This is a genomic window from Streptococcus infantis (genome assembly GCF_047460405.1).
In the GTDB taxonomy this organism is placed as follows: domain Bacteria; phylum Bacillota; class Bacilli; order Lactobacillales; family Streptococcaceae; genus Streptococcus; species Streptococcus infantis_Q.
Map to the genome: position 1 here is coordinate 107,831 of NZ_JASHGH010000001.1, position 22,704 is coordinate 130,534.

The 22,704-nt window shown below is 37.9% G+C and carries 16 protein-coding genes and 1 pseudogene; 1 reads left to right on the forward strand and 16 read right to left on the reverse strand.

Annotated elements, in window-relative coordinates; translation table 11 throughout:
* Positions 1–244: 244 nt before the first annotated feature.
* Positions 245–6,763: a S8 family peptidase gene (locus QM928_RS00500; protein WP_414294209.1), complete on the reverse strand. Its 6,519-nt coding sequence runs from the start codon at positions 6,761–6,763 to the stop codon at positions 245–247.
* A 317-nt stretch (positions 6,764–7,080) separates the two neighbouring features.
* On the opposite strand from QM928_RS00500, the pseudogene QM928_RS00505 reads away from it, so the two are divergent.
* A pseudogene (locus QM928_RS00505) lies at positions 7,081–8,066 on the forward strand (transposase).
* On the opposite strand, the gene QM928_RS00510 reads toward QM928_RS00505, so the two are convergent.
* From QM928_RS00510 to QM928_RS00580, 15 genes are all read right to left on the reverse strand, one after another.
* Positions 7,965–8,951, reverse strand: coding sequence for a PhoH family protein (locus QM928_RS00510; RefSeq protein WP_075228694.1), 987 nt, complete (start codon positions 8,949–8,951; stop codon positions 7,965–7,967). The pseudogene QM928_RS00505 and the gene QM928_RS00510 overlap by 102 nt on opposite strands.
* 154 nt (positions 8,952–9,105) lie before the next feature.
* Positions 9,106–9,321, reverse strand: coding sequence for a YozE family protein (locus QM928_RS00515; RefSeq protein WP_414294210.1), 216 nt, complete (start codon positions 9,319–9,321; stop codon positions 9,106–9,108).
* 8 nt (positions 9,322–9,329) lie between these two features.
* A complete protein-coding gene (cvfB, locus tag QM928_RS00520) occupies positions 9,330–10,184 on the reverse strand; it encodes an RNA-binding virulence regulatory protein CvfB (RefSeq protein WP_414294211.1) in 855 nt (284 codons plus the stop codon).
* A gap of 60 nt (positions 10,185–10,244) precedes the next feature.
* Entirely contained in the window at positions 10,245–10,802 is a 558-nt protein-coding gene (gene frr, locus QM928_RS00525; RefSeq protein ID WP_001262232.1) for a ribosome recycling factor, read from the reverse strand.
* A 9-nt stretch (positions 10,803–10,811) separates the two neighbouring features.
* Positions 10,812–11,546 (reverse strand): UMP kinase, encoded by a 735-nt coding sequence (pyrH, locus tag QM928_RS00530; RefSeq protein ID WP_075229078.1) that lies wholly within the window; start codon positions 11,544–11,546, stop codon positions 10,812–10,814.
* An 86-nt stretch (positions 11,547–11,632) separates the two neighbouring features.
* Positions 11,633–12,967 carry a methylenetetrahydrofolate--tRNA-(uracil(54)-C(5))-methyltransferase (FADH(2)-oxidizing) TrmFO gene (trmFO, locus tag QM928_RS00535; RefSeq protein WP_075230502.1) on the reverse strand — a complete coding sequence of 445 codons (1,335 nt, stop codon included), beginning with the start codon at positions 12,965–12,967 and terminating at the stop codon, positions 11,633–11,635.
* A 185-nt stretch (positions 12,968–13,152) separates the two neighbouring features.
* The gene (gene rsmI / locus QM928_RS00540; RefSeq protein ID WP_414294212.1) at positions 13,153–14,031 is read right to left on the reverse strand and encodes a 16S rRNA (cytidine(1402)-2'-O)-methyltransferase; all 879 of its coding nucleotides are present in this window, start codon (positions 14,029–14,031) and stop codon (positions 13,153–13,155) included.
* A gap of 2 nt (positions 14,032–14,033) precedes the next feature.
* Entirely contained in the window at positions 14,034–14,351 is a 318-nt protein-coding gene (yabA, locus tag QM928_RS00545) for a DNA replication initiation control protein YabA (RefSeq protein ID WP_070461008.1), read from the reverse strand.
* Positions 14,352–14,380: 29 nt separating this feature from the next.
* The gene (locus QM928_RS00550; RefSeq protein ID WP_414294213.1) at positions 14,381–15,271 is read right to left on the reverse strand and encodes a DNA polymerase III subunit delta'; all 891 of its coding nucleotides are present in this window, start codon (positions 15,269–15,271) and stop codon (positions 14,381–14,383) included.
* Positions 15,268–15,906 (reverse strand): dTMP kinase, encoded by a 639-nt coding sequence (gene tmk / locus QM928_RS00555; protein ID WP_414294214.1) that lies wholly within the window; start codon positions 15,904–15,906, stop codon positions 15,268–15,270. The genes QM928_RS00550 and tmk overlap by 4 nt, the downstream gene beginning before the upstream one ends.
* Before the next feature lie 119 nt (positions 15,907–16,025).
* On the reverse strand, positions 16,026–16,823 hold the full coding sequence (gene proC / locus QM928_RS00560; protein ID WP_414294215.1) for a pyrroline-5-carboxylate reductase: 798 nt from the start codon (positions 16,821–16,823) through the stop codon (positions 16,026–16,028).
* A 4-nt stretch (positions 16,824–16,827) separates the two neighbouring features.
* Entirely contained in the window at positions 16,828–18,090 is a 1,263-nt protein-coding gene (locus tag QM928_RS00565) for a glutamate-5-semialdehyde dehydrogenase (RefSeq protein WP_414294216.1), read from the reverse strand.
* Between the two features lie 9 nt (positions 18,091–18,099).
* Positions 18,100–19,209, reverse strand: a complete 1,110-nt coding sequence (gene proB / locus QM928_RS00570; protein WP_248034899.1) for a glutamate 5-kinase — start codon at positions 19,207–19,209, stop codon at positions 18,100–18,102.
* A gap of 784 nt (positions 19,210–19,993) precedes the next feature.
* On the reverse strand, positions 19,994–21,190 hold the full coding sequence (tuf, locus tag QM928_RS00575) for an elongation factor Tu (protein ID WP_001040718.1): 1,197 nt from the start codon (positions 21,188–21,190) through the stop codon (positions 19,994–19,996).
* A gap of 398 nt (positions 21,191–21,588) precedes the next feature.
* Positions 21,589–22,698 (reverse strand): AI-2E family transporter, encoded by a 1,110-nt coding sequence (locus QM928_RS00580; protein WP_414294217.1) that lies wholly within the window; start codon positions 22,696–22,698, stop codon positions 21,589–21,591.
* Positions 22,699–22,704: the final 6 nt, after the last annotated feature.

Here is a 22,704-nt window from a genome sequence, read left to right on the forward strand (position 1 = left end):
GGTTTATAATTTAAATTTTGATAGACTCTAGTTTCTAATCAATGTGATCACTATTTGTCAATATTAATCCTTTCAATCAATTCATTAGTTATCTAAACTAAGTCCATTCATAAATCCAAAAAGGGTATCAATAGTAAAGTAAACTAAATAATTGAGTTATAAATGGCTATTTTCACAAAACTGTTTCATTATCACACTATCTAATCTCAATACATAAACCATTTTTTCATCTATAGCTTTTGTCTTAATCTTGATTTTTTTTCTTCAATCCAAGAAGTAGTCCTACCATAAACATAATTCCAGCAACTAATAATGTGAAGATTTCGCTAACTGTTCCTGTTTTTGGCAACCTATTAGAATTGTTAGTAGTTGATTTACTATCGATGGTAGTATTTTTATTAGTTATGTTGTCTTGTTCATTTAGATAAACTGTCTTGTTAATTTCAAAGTTTTCAACGTTTTTATCAAGAACTGTAGCTGTGACATCCTTAGTTGAATCAGGTTTTTGTGAATGATTTTCCCTATGTAAGTCCTCTTTTCTATGACTTTGATTTAATTGACTAGGATTTGCCTGTGGGTTATCTTTCTTTTTGGATACATCAAAAGTAGGTTTATTTTCCTCCTCCTTTTTCTCCTCTATTTTCTTGAATACAGGTTTTATAAGGGCATCTTTTGATACATTAATAACATAGCCAGCATCTTTTTTCCCTTCGAAACCAGAAATTTCCCAGCCGTCAAATTGATATCCTTTTTCTAATTCCCCCTTATAGACAGGTAAAATGAAATCTTCTTCCGACACTATCGTTGAACTCATTTCTTTTCCATTTTGAATAGTCACAGTTACTGTATGAGGTTTTAATTCGCTCACCTCTCCCGTATCTTTGTTTAAAATGAATTCTTTTACGGTTGTATTTCTTGCAAAATCTTTTACAACAATCTTAATGTTTAGTGTCTTATCTGTTAGTTGTTTAATATCATCTAATGATTTGTATTCTTTTCCATTTACATAAATATGTTTGTCTTGAATCTCACCATCGAATCCATTATTTCTTTTATCATTGATATTAAAGACTACAGATTTTCCGTCAGCATATTCGATACTAGTATTTCCCTTAGGATCAATGTTTACTTCTGGTTTAACATTATCATATAAAAATTGATAGTGTACTCCAACCGCTTTCGCATTCAAATCGCTATAGCCAGTTTTAAGATAAACATTTCCATCCATATCTGTTACCTTATCTGGAAATCCGTTTGCTTTATAGTCTTTCATTCCCCAGTCCATGATGTCACCGTCTTTAACATTAAGCTTAATGTTAAAATCTCTAGTGTTATCAATGTGTAAATCTCCGTAGATTAAATAATTATCTACAACAGATTCATTAACTCTCAACTCCCAGTTAAAACCACCCTTATCAGAAATCTTACCTCTTAAATAAAATTCTGGATTTCGTACATAAATTTTATTAGATTTAGATGGATTAAAGTAGTTCTTGTCCATTGAAAGATTTACTGGTTTTGCATCAATAAATAACGTAGAGCCATCTTCTTTTATAGCTTCTACATTGGACTTATCCTCTCCTATGTACTCTTTACCATCCTTACCAAATAATACCAGTTTAGAAGAATCTGTCACAAGATTTCCATCTTTATCGATTGCTTCCCCTTTATCATTCATTTTAAATGTAAACACTTGATACCTTACAATGTTAAAGCCGTCCAAAGCCGACATTAATACTGATTGAGTACTTCTTCCATCTTCAACATTTCTACTATCAGCATAAATTATTTTTTCTGATAGGACTCTTAGATTAGGATTGGCCTTTTGGATTTTTGCTATATCTTCCTTGCTATAGACTCCATTTCCTTCTAACATATCCGTTTTTCCAGGATTATAGGTAGTCACTTTTAGTGCATATCCTTTTCTCAGAATGATATTATCCTTTAATAGATATTGTTGTTTTTCTGAATCAGAATAGATTTTACCAGATTCCATTTCCGTTAAATTGGTTGGTTTGTTCTTTGAAAGATCACCTTCTCCTAATTCTATTATATTCCCATAACTTGATGCATAGGGATATTCTGTCTTAGTTTCCTTATTTTTTTCAGGCATTCTAATTTTAGTTTCAGCTTTTATCTGACCATCATCTTTAACAAAGAATCTCATATCTCCTGCAAAAGCTAATCCATCCACAATATCATTAATATTAGCGTATAAATCAAATGTCATCGTTTTTGAATGTGATTCATACTTGGTCGTTTTGATTTCTATAGATTTATAATTATTTCCATAATATACCTTGGCATTTTTAGAAACATTACTGATCTTTCCAAGAATTTCAAAGTGTCCATCTTTAGACGGGTTTAGAACACCATAAATTTTTGATTTGATTTCGTCAAGTTTTTCAGTTTCATATTGTAAGGCACTACCATCGTCATAAGCAATGATATTTCCCTTATCATCGTATTTATAATCGTATTCTTCTGTCCTCTTACCAGTTTCACTTGTAAAGTCATCAACTTCTCTAAATTTCTTTTTAATGAGTTTCTTTAAGTCTTTGCTTTCAAAATCTCTAATTGTTGAAATAGTTTTATGAATAGTCAAGCTAGATTTTTCTTCGATAGACTCTTCATTTTCTTGATGATGATGTTCTACCTCAGTTGTATCTTTTTTAAGATTATCCTCTTTTCTATTTTCTAAATTTTTAAATTTAGATTCGGAAATCTCGCCAAGTTTTTGGTATTTAGATGAATCTTGATCAGGATCTACTAAATAATAGGAAATCATCCCCTTTTCATCAGCATGATCAGCAAATTTAATTCTATGAATCTTTGTGAAATTGCTAGAACCATCTAATGCAATGACTTCAATGATTTTTCCTCTTAAATCTCCTGCACCATTAATTTCATAAATGGTATTTCCATCTTTGTCTAGTTTTCTATTTCTTCCTTGACCCTCACCTGCATAAGTTACTTCAAGATTTTTCTCAACCTCTCCATCTTCATTAACAAGAGCGGCTCCTGCATACCAAACTTCGTTGGCAATCTCATCAAATTTTTCAGGATGTTCTTTTTGATCTCTCGCAAATAAAGTTTCATTCTTGTATTGCTCTTTGACCTTGTGATAAGTATCCTTTGTAATCAGCTTAATTTTTTCAGGATTTGAAAAATCAACCGAAACAATCTTAGGAGCTGTGTTATCAATTTTTACAGGAATATAGGAAACCTGCCATGGGTAATCCTTGGTTAATCTATATTTAAATTTATAGAAATATTGACCTTCTGCAATCGGTTCAAATTGACCTCTTATCCTAGTAGCTGGATCTTGGTTATCCTTGCTCTCTGGTGCATTTTCTTCCCTACCTCTAGGGTTATAAATGAGTCCATCCCACTTCAAGTCACCCCAAACCTTTAGTTTAGAAGATTTGATTCCCTTTGCATCATTTCTCTTAGAGTTTAAAATTCCTTTAATAAAGTGTTCTCTCGAAATGACTTTTAAATCTCTTTGATTTTCTCCCTCTTTATTTGTATTTACTATTGAAATCATTCCTTCTTCTGCACTTCTTAATACAAGTGGAGAAGGTGTTAATCCTCTCTCAAGTTGAGCATCTTGAGGATTTCCATTTGAATCTAAAGGATAAATTTTAGCAATATTAGAACCACTTGATGATGGTGCGTTGATCCCTTCGTTATTGAAAGCAAATAATTCTGGATTTTGATCTAGGGATGTTGTATTTTTATCTTTTCTATTTTGTATAACTCCTGCTGGATTAAATTTATCTATACCATGTTCTCCACCAATCCCCTTATTTAAGGTTCCTGGAATTTTCGGTTTGCCATCATCATCATAACCTTCCATTGTTTTTGATTTTGAACCTTCTTCCCAGGCCCATTTATCAAGGATTGGTTCGTGGTTCCAATTCCCAGCAAATCCCATTAGAGGCATCGACAAAGAAGGTTGGAAATTTGTTTTCTTCCCATTGGAGTTTAGAGCTTCCATTTCTTCCACTGACTCAAAATGAATAAATGATTCTACAAATTTATTTTTATTTTTAGCCTCTCCAACATTTATAACCGCATTTAAATCAAAGCTAGAATTTGGGCTTATAGTGAAAGTATCATGCTCAAATGTAATATTTGCTCCTTTGACTTTTTCTGGGTGAATTTCTGGAACAATTTGCTTCCCATCTGTTGATTTTTCGTCTTTATATGTTTCATCCAGTTTTAATCTGTCAGTTAGAGCATCTGTAGTTACAGTTGATGCTGAAACTTTAAAGGTCAAAGGTCTGTTTGATGTATTGTGAAGCTTAATTGTAAAATATTTTTTATCTCCTTTTATTTCTTTAAGAGAAATAGAACCATAAGAATTTACCAAACCTTTAGAATCCGTGTTTTTAAAAGTCGCTACGACTTCATTTCTCAAAGCATTGGCAACATTAATTAGCCCTGCCCCCTGTTGTCTAGGTGATGCAAAGTATTGACTTTTTTCTTTCCAAGAAGTCGCATCCATCATAGGACGTGCAGTATTTTGTAGGGCTATTTTTGTAAGACTTGTAAGATCTATTTTGTCATCTCCCTTAAGATTTTTCAATACAGGTCTTTCAAGCATTTCCTTTAACTTTGGCCTAATCAAAACAGTAGAAGCTGCTACTATTGGAGTGGCCATACTAGTTCCTGACATATAGCCATAAGTTGATTTCCCATTAATGACATTGAGAGTGGATTTAATGTTTTTACCAGGTGCTGAAACATCAGGTTTTAAAAGTAAATCTGTTCTCGGTCCCCAAGATGTGGATCCTGCTGGGACTATAATATCTTCTTTATACAGTTCTTTGTCGGTGTCAGGTGCAAACTTAAAGTCAATTTCTTTTTCATCACCTACATTCGGTTTATTAGAATTATAGCTTGCCATATCAATTGGATAGTATTGCTCCAATTTATCTTTAAAATCTTCTTTATTATTTCTTTTAACTTTAGTTTTTTTATCAGGGTTAATCATGTTCCATAACTTTACACCATCATCTCCTGAAATTGAGAAAACTTGACTAGTAGTTCCTTCATCCTCCTCATATCCCATAGCTGGGAGCTCTGTCCAATTATCTCTATTGTAGTAATTTACAGTATTTACAACCATAATGGCGCGTGCGCCCTTATCCGTTGCTCGTTTAAAAGCATTTTTTAAATCCTTTGTATAAATTCTATCCATTACTGCAATTTTGCCCTTAAGATCCAAACCTATCAAATCTTGGTCTTGACCCTTGCCTATATATACAAATTTCAATTTACTAGGAGCTTTTGAACCATCTTCATTTGTTGTGATTTTATTCTTATCGAAAAAGGCCCCTATATTTCTGTATTTAAAATTTTCTCCACCTATGTTGACTTTATCAAACTCAACTGTCTGATTTTTAGCAGAAGCGACCGCTATCGCATCTTCATGTGCTGCAGTTCGCGTTACATTTCCAGTATCTGTCATTTTCAGATTATTATTTGCCACTAAATCCCATGAAGAACTTGAAGCAGAAGTCGCATAGTTACCCGTAGCTACAACCATTGGAATGCCTGCTTTTCTTAATGCTCTAATAGCCTCCCAATATTTCTCACCTACAAGACCTGTTCCTGTAAAGCCAGATGATACCGAAACAACATCGACATTGTGTTTGATGGAATCTTCAATAGCATGAAACATTGTCTCATCTCCTGCGAAGCCAGATCCTGCGTCAGAGTACATTTTATAAGAGAAGATCTGTGCATTAGGAGCAATTCCATCTATTCCGTTAAAGTTCTTGATGTCTTTTTCAGTATCATTCCCCGCAAGAATCCCTGCAATATGCATCCCATGTGGATCAAAATAATCGCTCCCATCATCAGCTTTTTCCACAGTAATTTTACCACCATTATAATAATTAAAAGCATGAGGGATTTTATCACTCAACCAGAAATTTTTATCAGTACCTTTTAAGTCTTCTTTTTTGAATCTCATTGAGCCTTTAGCATCATCATCAATCCTCATGGCCTTATGCCTATAATCTGTCCCGGTATCGATATTTGAAATGACCATACCTCTACCATCAAAGTTTTTACCAAATGGTGCATTGATAGATTTTAGGTAATCAATAGCTTCCTCAACTCCAATTTCCTTTCTAGCATGATTCATCATAGGTTGGACTTTTTGTGCCCTTTCAACCGATGAAATACCTTCTATTTGTTTAATTTTATCCAGATTATCTGGAGTTGTTTCTATTGCACTACCGTTAAAAACTGTATCATAAGTATATAAAACTTTTGTATCCTTAAGATTGGCTAGTTCCTTGATTGCTTTTTCTCCAGATTCTTTATCTTTAAATTCAGCAATATAGACAAGTTTATCCTCTTTTTTTGGAATTTCTGGGTCTTTACTTGCAGACGAGTCCACTTTATCTTCTTGGGATTGATTGGAATCTTCTTTGATTGTTGCTTCTTCATTGCTAGTTTTGTTATCTATCACAGATTCTTTACTAACAACTTCTTTTTCCTCAATAACTGTTGTTTTCTTCTCTTTAAAATCCGGTGAAGTTTCCTTAGCACTATGGATATCTTCATGTTTCTCTTTATTTTCTGTCTCTTTATTTTCTGTCTCCTTATCTACTGCTACTTTTTCTTTATCAGAGATAGTTACAGCATCTTCGGAGCTAGATGTGTCTGCTAAGACTACCTCATTAGGGACATAGGCTGCTAAAATAACTGCAGCTGCAGTTAATGACAATACTGTACTTTTTTTCATTTTAATTCCTTACATATTTATTTAACTTCCAATAGATAGAAAACTTTAACTTTGCTAGCCTTTGTTATAAAAAGTTTTACTAAGTATTATCTAGGAAATAGAGTAGTACATTTATATATAATTGTTAGCTCTCTGAAAATAGTATATCAATTAAAAAAATTTAAGTCAAGAAAAAATTAACACAGGTTAATTTTTTTATTAACGTGTGTTAATTTTATAAAATCCAAAGCTTTCGTGGTTAACTGGAATACATTATAAGCACATTCACACCATCAAAAGTAGTAGCAATCAAGTTGAACCACTAAAATCATTTAAGTTTGGAAGTAAATCATTCCTACGATATTCCATCAACTCACGAAGCGAGAATGATTAGCCTATTTGTTGATAATATCCCTAGTCAAGTATTACTGAAATAGACCTCTCACACTGGTCGCCCTGCCTTTCGTCCAACCATGCTCATGAAGATGATCCTGTTCGCTTATGCTCGTCAAGTGTTCTTTGGACGTAAAATCGTTCAAATGAACGAAGAAGTCATTCCCATGAAATGGTTGAGCCAAGATACCTATGTTAGCTATAAAACGATTAATAACTTCCGCTCCAGTAAACATGCCAACAACCTAATCGAAATTGACTAAAAAGTACTAAACGAGCACAGATAACCCAATGAACTGGGAATATCTTGAGGACACGGACCAGTTTATAAAGCCCGATGGCCTAGTTTATTCCTTTAAGAACTACTCTAGTCGAACTGATAAGTATGGCTTTCAACGTGATTTCAAGATTTATGAGGCGGATAAAGTTCAAGATACTCCAGAGTTAGAACAGTTGGCTAAAACAGATAGTGGAAATCAGAAACAAATCCATTATAATCCAACTTGGAATTACTTTAAGGAACTCCTTACGCAAACATTACATAGTGAAGAAGGCTCTCAAATTTATGCCAAACGGAAAATTGATGTTGAACCCGTTTTTGGTAGTTTTCGGCGTGCGCAGAGTGCATGTCAGAGGTAAACAAGCTGTCGCAACAGAGATAGCATTCATCTTCATGAGCATGAATCTCACCAAATTGGCAAAGAATCTAGCCTCTAAAACATCAACTATTCAAAAACCACACAGTGTTTCTTTCAGCTTGATTATATTCAAGACTGGAATCACTGTGTGGTTTTATTGGAGAGCTAGTTTTTGCCTAGGTTCTTTTTCCTTATTCTCTTTCTTCTTCACTTTCTTCAGCTTTGACAGGTCGAGGTTCATAGGCTCTGATAATCTGAGCAACGACTGGATGGCGAACCACATCCTTGGCTGAGAAGTGTACAAAGTCGATCTGGTGAATGTTCTTGAGTTTTTCCTGGGCATCAATCAAACCTGACTTAACGTTCCGCGGCAAGTCAATCTGACTAATATCCCCATTGACAATCATCTTAGAATTAAATCCAAGACGTGTCAAGAACATCTTCATCTGCATGATGGTCGTATTTTGCGCCTCATCGAGAATGACAAAGGCATCATCCAAGGTACGCCCACGCATATAGGCTAGAGGAGCAATTTCAATAATTTCACGTTCCATGAGACGGGTTGTTTGATCCTTCCCAAGAATCTGGTACAAGGCGTCATAAACTGGTCGTAAATAAGGATCTACCTTTTCCTTAAGATCTCCTGGAAGAAATCCTAAGCTCTCCCCTGCTTCTACCGCAGGACGTGTCAAAATGATACGCTTGACTTGCCCACGCTTGAGAGCTGTTACGGCTAAGGTCACTGCTAGGAAGGTTTTACCTGTCCCTGCCGGCCCAATACCAAAGGTCACATCGTGTTGTTTGACACTATCCACATAAAGCTTTTGACCCAAGGTTTTAACACGGATAGGCTTGCCTGTATTATCCTTGATAATTTCTTCTTCATAGAGGGCGACAAACTTATCGATTTCATTATTCTTAACCATGGTAATAGCTGTCACTACATCCGGAGTTCCAACGGTCATTCCACGATTGACCAAAACCATCAGGGCTTGAATAACTTGTCGGGCTTCCTCACAAGCTGACTCCTCCCCCAAGACTTGTACAATCTCTGTACGAGCATGGATGATGACATCTAACTCATCCTCCATCAAACGAAGATGGCGCTCATTAGAACCAAAAAGATGAAACAAATCATCTGGATGACTCAGTTGAATATCTATTGAATGTTCCTTCAAATAAAGAACCTCTCTAACTCTTTTAATTTTATATAATGTTTCGTTTACTTTTAGTAGTTAAAAAGTCGATTAGAAGCTAGTAAAAATTAAACTGAATGACTATATTATAGCAAATAGGCTGAGAAATTACTATCCCCAACCCCATCTAGTAGCCTTAATGTTCTAGATATTCTTGCCAAATTCGATCAAACTCTCCCATATTAAAGGAAAAGCTAGCATGTTCCTCTAAAAAACGACTGACTTGATCGAAATCATCTGTATGCTTTGGGAAGCCAGACTCCTCAAAAGCCAAATCCGCTAAAATTGCTTTTGAACTATTGCTTTTAGGATTGCGTTCGGTCATCAGCCAAGTATAAAATGATTTTCTCATAAGCCTCCCTAGATTAGTTCCGTACCAAACTGGTCTTGTTTAATTTTACCAGCTTTCATCAAACCACCGAGCGCTTTTTTAAATTGACCTTTAGAAATACCAAAGGTAGCCTTGATATCATCTGGCGCTGACTTGTCATTCAGGGTCATGAAGCCACCATTGTTTTCCAAGTAAGTCAAGATCATCTGTGCATCGTTTTCCAACATCTCAAAAGAACGTGGTTTTAAAGAGAGATTAAGAGTTCGGTCAACCTCACGGAATCCAATGACACGCGCATCTAGAACTTGTCCCAAACGTGGCTCTGCGTAGCGCTCGCTAGGATGGATAAATCCAAGCATGTTGTTCTCAGGTAAATAGACAAAGGTTCCTGATAATTTGAGACGGTATACAATTGCAGGCCAATTTTGATTCTGCATGTTATTGTAGGCAGGACGTGCCAATCGTTGGAAATCTTCCTGATAAGCTAAGATTCCCCAGATACGGTCCTTCTTATCCACTTCTAGACGAATATAAAGTCGATCACCCTTCTTAGGCCAGAGCTCTTTAAGTTCAGGAAGAATATCTAGTGACACAACGATTTCCTTGTCTGGTAATCCTGTATCAACAAAAACCCCAAGGTCCTTACGAACCTCTGTTACGGTTCCCCAACCAAATTGGTCCTGAGTTGCAGTGACCTCTATAGTTGTCAAACGTAGCTTTTGCTTCATGTCTGTATAAGCAAAACCTTTGACCGTATCACCAACTGTATGGGGACCTTCTTCTTTAGCTAGAGCATATGTTTGACCATCCTTTTGAACAAAGTAAAAACGGTCATTTTCATCGATGATGAGTCCAACGATAAAACTTGCAAGATTTGTATTCATGTTTCCTTCTTTCGAATAAAACTCAGCCAGCAATGCCAACTGAGTTTTTCTGTTTATTTCTTAGACTTCCAAGATTTCTTTTTCTTTATTGGCAGTCATTTCGTCGATGTGTTTTACAGCATCGTCTGTTGCTTTTTGAATATCTTTTTCAAGAGTCTTCAATTCGTCTTCAGTGATTTCTTTAGCTTTTTCTTGTTTCTTAGCTTCATCCATAGCGTCACGACGGATATTACGGATAGCAACTTTAGCATTCTCACCGACTTTTTTCACTTCTTTAGCGAGGTCGCGACGAGTTTCTTCTGTTAGAGCTGGGATCACCAAACGAATAACAGAACCATCGTTAGCTGGTGTGATACCTAGGTCTGAAGCATTCAAAGCACGTTCGATATCTTTCAAAGATGATTTGTCAAATGGTGTTACCAACAAAACACGCGCTTCTGGGATTGTGATAGAAGCAATTTGGTTAAGTGGTGTTTCAACACCATAGTACTCAACGTGGATGCGGTCAAGCAAGCTAGCATTAGCACGGCCAGCACGAATACTTCCAAACTCACGAGCAAGTGAGTGGTGAGATTGGGTCATTCTCTCTTTTGCTTTTTCTACGATTGCGTTTGCCATAATGATTTCTTATTCCTTTTCTTCGATATTATTTGAAACTGTAGTTCCGATATTTTCACCAAATACAACACGTTTAATATTTCCTGGTTGGTTCATGTTGAAAACTACCAAGTCAATATCATTGTCCATTGAAAGTGTTGAAGCTGTTGAGTCCATGATACGAAGACCTTTATTGATCACGTCACGGTGAGTCAATTCTTCAAATTTAACAGCTGTCTTATCTTTTTTAGGATCAGCATTGTAGACACCATCAACCCCATTCTTAGCCATCAAGATAGCGTCCGCTTCAATCTCAGCTGCACGAAGAGCCGCTGTTGTATCTGTTGAGAAGTATGGTGAACCAATTCCCGCACCAAAGATAACAATGCGTCCTTTTTCAAGATGACGAAGGGCACGACCACGAACGTAAGGTTCTGCTACTTGTTGCATAGCAATGGCTGTTTGAACACGTGTATCCACACCAACTTGTTGCAATGAATCTGCCATTACAAGAGCATTCATAACGGTTCCGAGCATTCCTGTATAGTCTGCTTGTACACGATCCATTCCAGCTTCTGCAGCAGGTTCTCCACGCCAGAGATTTCCTCCACCAATAACGAGGGCAATCTCAATACCTAAGTTATGAACTTCCTGAATTTCTTCAGCCATTGCTTGAACAGTTTTGATATCAATTCCGACACCACGTTCGCCAGCAAGGGCCTCACCTGATAACTTAATCAAAATACGTTTATATTTGGGTTCCACCTGACTTCGCTCCTTTATTTTATTCAAACTATTTTATCACAATTTCTAAGATTTTTATAGTATCATGAGTATTTCTTTTAAAAAAATTAGATAGTTAAAAATTCCTCTAAATCAGCCAAGGCACGCTCTGCAATTTTTTCATAACGAGCCTTCTTATCACGAATGCGTTCACCTTCCAACTCCTTGATAATGCCGAAATTGACGTTCATTGGCTGGAAGTGTTTGCTGTCAGCATGGGTGATGTAATGAGCTAAGCTTCCAATCGCTGTCGTCTCTGGAAAAATAGCCTCGCTTTCTCCCTTGAAGAGACGAGCCGCGTTAATTCCCGCAACTAAGCCTGACGCTGCGGACTCAACATAGCCTTCCACACCCGTCATCTGACCAGCAAAGAAGAGGTTTGGTTGTTTCTTAGAACGATAAGTCTGCTCAAGAAGATTCGGTGAATCCATATAAGAATTGCGGTGCATGACACCATAACGTACAAACTCAGCATTTTCAAGACCTGGAATCATTTGGAAGACACGCTTCTGCTCTCCCCATTTGAGGTGAGTCTGGAAACCCACGATATTGTAGAGACTTCCAGCCGCATTATCCTGACGAAGCTGAACGACTGCATAAGGGGTTTTAAAGTCTCCATCACGAGGTCCCTTGTAATCTTCTGGATATTCTAGACCAACTGGTTTCATAGGACCATAGAGCATAGTTTTAATACCACGTTTGGCCATGACCTCGATTGGCATACAGCCTTCAAAGTATTTTTCTTTTTCAAACGAATTCAGAGGCGCTTCTTCTGCATTAACCAAGGCTTCATGGAAATCCATAAATTCTTGTTTGGTCATAGGAGCATTGAGATAGGCTGCTTCTCCCTTATCATAACGAGATTTGAGATAAACCTTGTTCATATCAATCGTATTAACATCCACAATAGGCGCTGCAGCATCGTAGAAATAAAAACCGTCACCGCCATTAAGAGCATGAATTTTCTCAGCAAGGGTATCACTAGTCAAAGGTCCAGTCGCTACAACTGTAATAGCATCCGTTGGCAATTCTGTGATTTCGTCACGTACCACTTCAATCAAGGGATGGTTGGCAATCTTTTCAGTAACCATTTGAGAGAAACCATCACGGTCAACCGCGAGAGCACCACCAGCAGGAACTCGTGTTGCTTCTGCCGATTCCAAGATAAGAGAACCTAGGCGACGCATTTCTTCTTTGAGGAGGCCGACAGCATTTGTAAGAGCATCTCCACGTAAAGAGTTAGAGCAGACCAACTCTGCAAAATTGTCAGTTTTGTGTTGTGGTGTTGACTTGACACCACGCATTTCATAAAGTTTAACTGGAATACCACGCTCTGCGATTTGGTAGGCTGCTTCAGAACCCGCCAAACCGGCACCGATAACATTGATATAAGATTGAGACACGACACTAATACCTCTTTGGGAGTATGAAGACAAGATTCACATTGAAAAAGTCCCCGGACTTACTTCGCTTTCGAATTTCTTGGCTCAGGCTGAAAAAGTCCCCCGGACTTTTTCACTCCCACAAATCTTTCTATTTTTTCTTCTTCTAGTATAACAAAAAAAGGGAAGAAGGCAAACTTCCCTGTTTAGTCATTAGATTGATTATCTTCCCATTCGTGGTAGGCTGCGTAAAGCTGGCTTTTGTTCCATTGGTAAATCTTCGCAACTTCCTTAATGGCTTGATTTTTCTTAATACCTTGCTGGATACGCTCTTGAATTTCTAAGAACAAGTCATTCTCATCCTTTTCCTCTACATCCTGACTGGCACCTTCTACAATGAGAAGACATTCGCCTTTAAGAGGTGTTTGAGAAATACTTTCTAATAATTCAGTAATACTTCCACGTTGGTATTCTTCATAAATCTTAGTCAATTCTCGAACCAAGACAACCGAGCGATCACCGTAAACTTCTAGCATATTTTCCAGCGTATCTGCCACACGGTGGGGTGATTCATAGAAAATCTGAGTCTCTGGATAAGCTTTTTTCGCTTCGAAAAATTGCTTTTGTTGCCCTGATTTTCGTGGTAAGAAACCATAAAAAGTGTGAGGTTGGGGTGCTAAACCACTAGCAATCAAGGCAGAAATCCCAGCACTAGCTCCTGGAACTGTGACAACCGCGATGTCTTCTTCAATAGCAGCCTTGACCAAATCATGACCTGGGTCGGAAATGCTAGGCATCCCTGCATCAGATACTTGGGCAAGATTTTGACCTTGCTTCAACAACTCAATCAAATCAGGAATTTTTTCCTTGGCATTATGCTCGTGAAAACTGATTTGCTTGGTTGAGATTTCAAAATGCTTGAGCAAAAGTCCAGTATTACGAGTATCTTCAGCCGCGATCCAGTCGACCTCCTTTAAAGTCTGAATGGCGCGGAAAGTCATATCTTCTAGATTACCAATCGGCGTTGCGACTAGATAAAGCTTGCCATAGGGAGATTGTCCCTTAAAACTCTTTTGAATCTGCATACTTACTCCCTAAACAACAGTTCATCACAGAACATACATTCTGCATCCTGCTCTCGACGTTGGCCATAAAAATCACGGCAAACATGAAAACCGTCCTCATAAATGCGACGAACATTTTCCCGCACATGTTTAGTTTTGGATGGAGTTGTCTCCTCAACTTCTCCCAATCGTTCTCTCAGTTTATCATTTTCTAAACGAAGAGCTGTATTTTCCTCTACCAGACTCTTGAGATTTTTTTTGATGGCTTCGACGTCTGCCAAGGTTACCAACAATTGCTGTGAAAAGTCATCTAAAGCATCAAATAATTCTTTTTTATTCATTACAGCCCTTTCTTTAATCTATCATTACTTTAATTTTTTTGTAAAACCAGGTATTCCAAAGCGTTTTGAAAGCTGACATTGGCACGCCACATTTTTCGAGCTTGGATAAGATGTTGCAAAATGTTCCGAGCTGAAACGTTGAAGATCTCCTGACCAGCTAATACTTCTAAAACCCTGATCACCTGATCTTGCTTTTCTTTATCATCAGCCAAACTCGTTAATTTTGCAACCTGCAAATAGGATTCTTTTTTATGGGCTAAAAGCCAAGCAAAAAGGCGTTCACTTTCATCTACCAGTGCCCAAAATCCTGCTTGATGCACAAGTTTATCAGCCTCCGTCTGAGACTGACTAAATTGGGCCAATAGTTTAGCTTTATTTTTTACTAAACCAGCCTCTTCAAGCTGAGATATTAGAGTTGAGACTTGCTTCTTAAATTGGAAAATCTGTGTCCGACTTCGAATCGTTGGCAACATTTGGTCTTCATCATTGGTCAAAAAGAAAATGTAGATTTCGCTCTGTGGTTCTTCAATAACCTTCAAGAGTGAATTTGCAGCATTCACATGCATTTTTTCCGCTTGTTCGATAATAAAAACCTGACGTTGATTTTCAATACCAGACTGGGAAAATTGACTGACTAATTCCCGAATACGCTCCGTCTTAATCACTTGATTCTGAGGTTTGATCATGGTCACATCAGGAAATTCTTCTTGTTCAATCAATTTACAATTCCGACATTTTTCACAAGGAAAAATACCATTTTTCTCACTACAAAAGAGACTTTTAGACAAGAAAAGAGCCATCTCTAAACTTCCAAAATTACCTGAAAAGAGATAGGCGTGATTGAGCTGCCCTTGCTCTAAAATATGAACAAAACGTTCAAATTGTAAAGGTTGACAAGCTCTTAATTGCTCTTGTTTCATCTCCTTAATCCCATCCTGTCAAAAAGTAGCTGTTGCGTGTTCGCAATCACCTGATCAAGTGGTAGACTAGCATCAATTTTTACAATGCGGTCTGCTTCCTTTTCCAAAAGAGATAGATAACCCTGACGAACTTTTCGATGTAGGTCTAGTCCTTCCATGTCCAAACGATTGACCTCCCGATTACTGTTAGCAGCAATACGTGCCAACCCCTCTTCGACCTCAATGTCAAAATAAAGAGTCAAATCAGGTTTTAGTCCATCTGTCGCAAACTTATTCAGCCAATCAATGGCATCGATATCTAAACCACGCCCAAAGCCCTGATAAACAACAGAACTATCGATAAAGCGATCCAGGATAACCAGTTTTCCAGCTGCAAGTGCTGGTAAGACCTTTTCCACCAAGTGTTGTCGACGACTAGCAATATAGAGGAGAAGCTCAGTCTTAGGATCCATTTCAGTATGACTAGGATCTAGGATAACTTCGCGAATTTTTTCTCCAATTAAGACCCCACCTGGTTCGCGCGTTGTTAAAACTTCTACTCCCCTATCCTCTAATACAGGGATTAGGGCTTCAAGAACGCTTGTTTTTCCTGCTCCCTCTGGTCCCTCAAGAGAGACTAAAAATCCTTTTGACATGTCTGACTCATTTCTATTTTTCTCTCTTCTATTCTATCAAAAAAATAGGGATTTGTGAAAAGCTTTTTTCATTTCCTTCTTTGTAAGAAAAAAAGAGTGTGAGTTTTAACGCTCACCTCTTATTTGCCTAATTCTTGAGTTTTTTTGTAGGCTTGGTTGACAGCATCCATAACGGTTCCTCTAAAAGCATGTTCTTCTAGACTTGCTACACCAGCAATGGTTGAACCACCTGGACTGCAAACTTGGTCTTTCAAGACTCCAGGATGTTGCTGACTTTCTAGGACCATTTGACCTGCACCAACTACTGTTTGAGCCGCCATTTTCAGAGCCATTTCTCTTGGCAATCCTGTCTGAACACCTGCATCCGCCAAGGCTTCGATGAAAAGATAGACAAAGGCAGGACCACAACCTGCAAGCCCTGTTGCCGCATCTATTAAACCATCGCTTAATTCAACTAACTGGCCAGCCTTGGCTAAAAGTTGACAAAAAAGTTCACTGTCTTCTGGATGACATTTTGCAGACAAAGCATAGCTAATCACTCCTTGCCCAATAGCAACAGGTGTATTAGGCATGATGCGAATAATTCTGTGTTGATTTGGAAGAAGACTAGCTAGTTTTTCTAAAGTCAATCCAGCTGCCATAGAAATCAAAAGAAGACTTTCACGTTTTTCAAGGATGGTCTGATATTGAGTAAGCAGTTCAGAGAATTGAGCTGGCTTCACTCCAAGAAAAATCACATCTGCTTCTGCAAAGATTTCGTCATTGCTAGAAGCCAGACCACCATAATTGGCAATAAAAGCATCCACCTTAGCTTGACTACGATTAGCAAGGAGAATCTGATGACTCATTTTTGCCTGCAAGACAGCCTTAGCCAAACTAGCTCCCATATTTCCCAAGCCGATAAATCCAATCTTCATCTCTTTACTCCCTTATCTGTCCATCACCAGTAACCACATATTTGTAGCTAGTCAATTCCTTCAAGCCCATTGGACCACGCGCATGTAATTTCTGAGTAGAAATCCCCATTTCACAACCAAGACCAAATTGTCCACCATCTGTGAAACGAGTCGAAGCATTGACATAAACCGCTGCCGAGTCCACTTGATCCGTAAAGTAAGCTATAGCATCAGCATTTTCAGTCACAATCGCATCCGAATGATGGGTGCTGTGGGCTTCGATATGCTCTACAGCTTCCTCAAGACTAGAAACTACTTTAACAGCTAAGACATAGTCTAAAAACTCGGTGTCAAAGTCTTGTGGCTCTGCTGCTATACCTGAAATAAATTGACTAGCTTTTTCATCTAAACGGAATTGAAGCGGTTCAAGACCAGCTTCCTTTCGATCGGCAACCAGAACTTGCTCCAAGCGAGAAAGGAAGCTTGCCGCCTTGTCTTGATGAACAAGCAGCACTTCCATGGCATTGCAGACTGAAGGACGACTAGTTTTAGCGTTGTTTATGATCGATAGAGCCTTATCGTCGTCTGCGTCCTTATCGACATAAACATGAACAATCCCTGTCCCTGTCTCGATAACGGGTACAATAGCATTCTCAACCACTGCATTGATTAAGCCAGCCCCTCCACGAGGAATGAGAAGGTCTAGATAGCCCTTGGCCTTCATCATAGCATAGCTACTTTCACGGCTAGTATCTTCCACCAGTTGGATCACATCAGGATGAATGGTCGTTGTCTCCAAGCCCTTCTTCAAGGCTTTAACAATAGCATGGGCAGTTTGATAGGCATCCTTCCCACTACGAAGAACAACCGCATTTCCACTCTTGAGAGCCAAAGCAGCCGCATCAGATGTCACATTGGGACGGCTTTCATAGATAATGCCAATAACCCCCATAGCCACCCGTTTCTTGGTAATAACCAAGCCATTTTCAAGCTGACTTCTTTCTAGGACTTCACCGATTGGATCTGGTAAAGCAACCACATCACGAATGCCTGTTGCCATCGCTTGGATACGACTTGCATCCAAATAAAGACGATCGAGCATAACATCTGATATTTTACCCTTTGCTGCTTCCATATCACGAACATTAGCTGATAAAATCTCTTCAGTAGCTGCCAATAAGTGATCGGCCATAGCTAGCAAGGCTTGGTTTTTTACTGTTTCACTAGCAGTATTGATGGTTTTTTTAACTGCCTGTACCAGTTCAAATTGTTCTTGTGTACTTACCATAGTTTACCTCTAAAATTCTGTAAAGAGTAATTGGATTTCAGGAGTAATGGAAATCCAGTCGTCACGGTGAATCAGAACTCCCTTAGCCTTTTGAGAACGAAGGACATCTTTAAGCCCCGATGCTCCTAGCTGTACTCTACCTTTTCCAAGTGATTTTCCAGTTTCCTTATCAAAAACTGTAACAATATCGCCATAAGAAAAGTTGCTCTCAACATCTACAACACCTGATAAAAGTAGACTTTTACCATGTTGAGAGAGGGCTTCTGCAGCCCCCTTATCAACCCAAATAGCTCCCTGACTTTTGGCATAAAATGCCAACCACTGTTTCTGGGTACGAAGCACCTTCTCCTGTGCAACAAAATAGGAACCATCCTTGGTCTTTTCTGCCGCCTCTATCATAGCATCAGCTTTCAAGGATGAACAAATATAAACTGGCACTCCTGACTCAGTTGCAATGGTCGCTGCCTTTATCTTAGTTAGCATGCCACCAGTTCCATTTGAAGATCCTGCTCCACCTGCCATATCGATAATTTCACGATTGATGTTCTCAATTCTCTCCAGACGTTTAGCCTTTGGATCTGAGTTGGGATTCCCAGTATAAAGACCGTCTACATCCGTTAAGAGGACCAAAAGATCTGCCTGAACCATTGCTGCAACCTGGGCACTGAGTGTATCATTATCCCCGACCTTTAACTCATCAATAACGACACTGTCATTTTCGTTGATAATAGGAATCGCACCACGATTAAGCAGGACTGACAAAGCTTGATGGGCATTTTTATAACGTCGTTTATCGACAAAATCAGCCTGAGTTAGCAAGATTTGCGCTGAAACAATCTGTCTTAAGAGCAAATTTGTTGTATATTCTTCCAGAAGCAATCCTTGACCAACCGCCGCTGAAGCCTGCTTATCCGCAATCTTTGTGGGTCGTTTCTTAAATCCCAAGGCTCCAAAACCTGCCGCAACAGCCCCAGAAGACACCAAAATCAGCTCATGACCTGCTTCATGCAGCATTGCAAGCTGCTGTGTGATAGCTTTTACTTTGCTGCGAGATAAACTTCCATCTTTATGTGTCAAGGATGAAGTTCCCACTTTAAATACGATACGCTTGTACTTCATATTTTTCTCCAAATTTAATATTTAACCATTTTACCATGATTTTATGAAATTGTAAAAAAGGGGCTCCTTCAAATAAATGTTTTATAACATTTTGTAGTAGATAAATGAACTGCACCTCAAAAGTCAGACAGAAAAAATCTAAGTTTTGGGATGCAGTTCACTTTTCCATTGCTCTTATTTGAACGACAGATTTTTATTTTGCAAAATATGAGGTGTTTTATAGCAGCATTTTAAAACTATAGAAAAACTCTCCAACTATTCTATTATACCATATAAAAAAATATATAAATAGACTTGTTTTTTTCTTTTTTTGACGTATACTAACAATAGAAAGCAATTTAAATTAAATAAAAGGAGGTTTTATGAGGAAAGTAAATAAGGACATTTTATTCCTAACTGGAATCATAGTTTTATGTTTTGGTTTTTTATTATTTCACATCAACCCTTATTATGCCGAACCCTATGCGACACTGAAAGAAAGGATAAATTTATTCTTTTGGCAACTATATTGGAGACCTATAGGAACTCTCAGTATCTTTTCTGGTTGCATTATGACTTTCAAAGGGTTGAAAAAATAATCTTTTGATCATAAAAATTAATGTCTCTCATTTGAATGCTAAATCTATATATCAAACTCGTTCTAATGCAAATGGGGGCCAAGTGACTCATTAGATAGATCTGGACTTTACCAGGTCTATCTTTTTATTTGAAAAAAAGAACCCTGCATAGCAAGATTCTTTTAGTGTCTGACTTAAATAATTGTTCTTCTGGGAACTAAATCGAATTAAGCTTCGATTTCTGTAACCATACCTGAACCAACAGTACGTCCACCCTCACGGATAGAGAATGTAGTACCTTGTTCTACGGCGATTGGGTGGATCAACTCAACGTCGATTGTCACGTTATCACCTGGCATTACCATTTCAGTACCTGCTGGAAGTTCGATTGAACCTGTAACGTCAGTAGTACGGAAGTAGAATTGTGGACGGTAGTTGTTGAAGAATGGAGTGTGACGTCCACCTTCTTCTTTAGTAAGGATGTAAACTTCACCTTTGAATTTAGTGTGTGGGTTGATTGAACCTGGTTTAGCGATAACTTGTCCACGTTCGATTTCGTCACGTTGAACACCACGAAGAAGGACACCTACGTTGTCTCCTGCAAGACCTTCGTCAAGTTGTTTACGGAACATTTCAACACCAGTAACAACTGCTTTTTTAGTTTCTTCTTTGATACCAACGATTTCGATTTCGTCGTTGACACGAACAGTACCACGGTCGATACGTCCTGAAGCAACTGTACCACGTCCAGTGATTGAGAATACGTCTTCGACTGGAAGAAGCAATGGTTTGTCAGTGTCACGTTCTGGTTCTGGAATGTACTCATCAACAGTGTTCATCAATTCCATGATGATGTCTTCGTATTTAGAGTCACCTTCAAGAGCTTTAAGAGCTGAACCTTGGATAACTGGAAGATCGTCACCTGGGAAGTCGTATTCTGAAAGAAGGTCACGGATTTCCATTTCAACCAATTCAAGCAATTCTTCGTCGTCAACCAAGTCGATCTTGTTCATGAAGACGATAAGGTGTTTAACACCAACCTGACGTGAAAGAAGGATGTGCTCACGAGTTTGTGGCATTGGTCCGTCAGTTGAAGCTACTACAAGGATAGCTCCGTCCATTTGAGCGGCACCAGTGATCATGTTTTTAACGTAGTCCGCGTGTCCTGGAGCGTCGATGTGAGCGTAGTGACGTTTTTCAGTTTCGTACTCAACGTGCGCAGTGTTGATTGTGATACCGCGTTCGCGTTCTTCTGGAGCAGCATCGATAGACGCATAGTCTTTAGGTTGGTTAACTGCTGAAGGCAAGCGACGTGCCAAAACAGTTGTGATAGCTGCAGTTAGGGTAGTTTTACCGTGGTCAACGTGTCCGATAGTACCAATGTTAACGTGTGGTTTACTACGATCGTATTTTTCTTTTGCCATTTGAGTAAAAGCCTCCAATAAAATATATTTTATAGATAGACAGTAGGCAATACAGTCTAACTTTCCTTACTATTTTATCAAATTTCAGCTAAATTGCAAGTGTTTTACAAAGTTTTTGTGAATTATTCTTATTCTCACTCTACTTCCTCTACCAATTTATTTAAAATATCTATAAATAGGCTTATTTTAGCAAAAGGCGATAGACCATAAATCGATAATCCAAGTCTGAATTTCCTATTTCCAGCCCCGAAAGACTTCAATCATTCAGTTGTTTGTAAAAAGTTGTGTATTGAAAAAATTAAAGTTTTATCATAAGAGAAACCAATAAAAAGTTTGATCAACCACAGCGCCCAAGATACATTGATCAAAAAAAGGTCGGGATTTTTATCCCGACATCTTTATTCTGATAGATGCTTTTCAACTTCTTGTGCTTCCTTATGATTTTCATACAGTCGCGCTAAGAATTTAGCAATCTCTTTTAAAATGGAATAGGTTGGAACAGCAACAATCATCCCAATCACACCGTAAATATTACTTGATAATAAAAGCAAGACTAAAATAGTAATCGGGTGAACCTTCATAACCCCACCCACAATACGTGGATACAAGATATTTCCATCAACTTGCTGGATAATCAACATATAAATGACGGCGATAATCATTTTGTGAGGATCTGTAAAAAGGTTAGAGATAATCATTGGAATTAAGCCAATACTTGGTCCTACATACGGAATCAAATTAGCCAATCCAGAAAAAATGGCGAAGACCAAGGCGTATCTTAGACCAATCACACTATAACCAATAAAAGCTAAACATCCAATAATAACTGCATCTATAGACACTCCACTAATGTAACGAGAAATAGTTGTATTTAGGTTTGTCAATAAACCAGATATGTTCGATTTATCTCGTTTTAATACAGTTCTTTCTAACATGGGTAAAAATTTATGCCCATCAAGTAATAAGTAAATCAAGAAAACAGGTGTCATGATGATGATCAATACAGTGCTTACGAGTGCAGATAGAACACTTCCAACACTATTTGTCACACTGTTCAAAATATTTTGCAAAATATCAACATAAGAGAGGTTCAGTTGCTGAATAGTTTGTTGGATATCTAGATTTTGCAGGGCTGGATGTTTTGATAACTCAATGACTAAATCTTGAAGACGACCGTAAATGTTTTGACTCGAGTAAATTAAGCTACTTAACTGATTAATCAAAATCGGCAGCAGATAAACAAAACTAAGTACGAGTGCACAAACTAAGGCACAAAGGGTTAACAAAATCCCAATGATTCGATTGATTTTGCATTCCTTCTCTAAAAAGATAACAATTGGGTTGGTTAGATAATACAAAAATCCTCCCAGTAAAAAAGGAATCATGATTATATTTGCAACACTGACAAAGGGTGTAATAATAGCACCCATTTCTTTCCATAGATAGAAAATTAAGGTTATTAGTAGAATTTCAGTTGTCCAGAAGAACAATTTATTTCTTCGAAACATAAGTCA

Excerpts from the sequence above, each read along its gene's own strand:
- QM928_RS00500 (WP_414294209.1), bottom strand. The coding sequence starts at position 6,763 with ATGAAAAAAAGTACAGTATTGTCATTAACTGCAGCTGCAGTTATTTTA.
- QM928_RS00515 (WP_414294210.1), bottom strand. The coding sequence starts at position 9,321 with ATGAGAAAATCATTTTATACTTGGCTGATGACCGAACGCAATCCTAAA.
- cvfB (WP_414294211.1), bottom strand. The coding sequence starts at position 10,184 with ATGAATACAAATCTTGCAAGTTTTATCGTTGGACTCATCATCGATGAA.
- frr (WP_001262232.1), bottom strand. The coding sequence starts at position 10,802 with ATGGCAAACGCAATCGTAGAAAAAGCAAAAGAGAGAATGACCCAATCT.
- rsmI (WP_414294212.1), bottom strand. The coding sequence starts at position 14,031 with ATGCAGATTCAAAAGAGTTTTAAGGGACAATCTCCCTATGGCAAGCTT.
- yabA (WP_070461008.1), bottom strand. The coding sequence starts at position 14,351 with ATGAATAAAAAAGAATTATTTGATGCTTTAGATGACTTTTCACAGCAA.
- QM928_RS00550 (WP_414294213.1), bottom strand. The coding sequence starts at position 15,271 with ATGAAACAAGAGCAATTAAGAGCTTGTCAACCTTTACAATTTGAACGT.
- tmk (WP_414294214.1), bottom strand. The coding sequence starts at position 15,906 with ATGTCAAAAGGATTTTTAGTCTCTCTTGAGGGACCAGAGGGAGCAGGA.
- proC (WP_414294215.1), bottom strand. The coding sequence starts at position 16,823 with ATGAAGATTGGATTTATCGGCTTGGGAAATATGGGAGCTAGTTTGGCT.
- QM928_RS00565 (WP_414294216.1), bottom strand. The coding sequence starts at position 18,090 with ATGGTAAGTACACAAGAACAATTTGAACTGGTACAGGCAGTTAAAAAA.
- proB (WP_248034899.1), bottom strand. The coding sequence starts at position 19,209 with ATGAAGTACAAGCGTATCGTATTTAAAGTGGGAACTTCATCCTTGACA.
- tuf (WP_001040718.1), bottom strand. The coding sequence starts at position 21,190 with ATGGCAAAAGAAAAATACGATCGTAGTAAACCACACGTTAACATTGGT.
- QM928_RS00580 (WP_414294217.1), bottom strand. The coding sequence starts at position 22,698 with ATGTTTCGAAGAAATAAATTGTTCTTCTGGACAACTGAAATTCTACTA.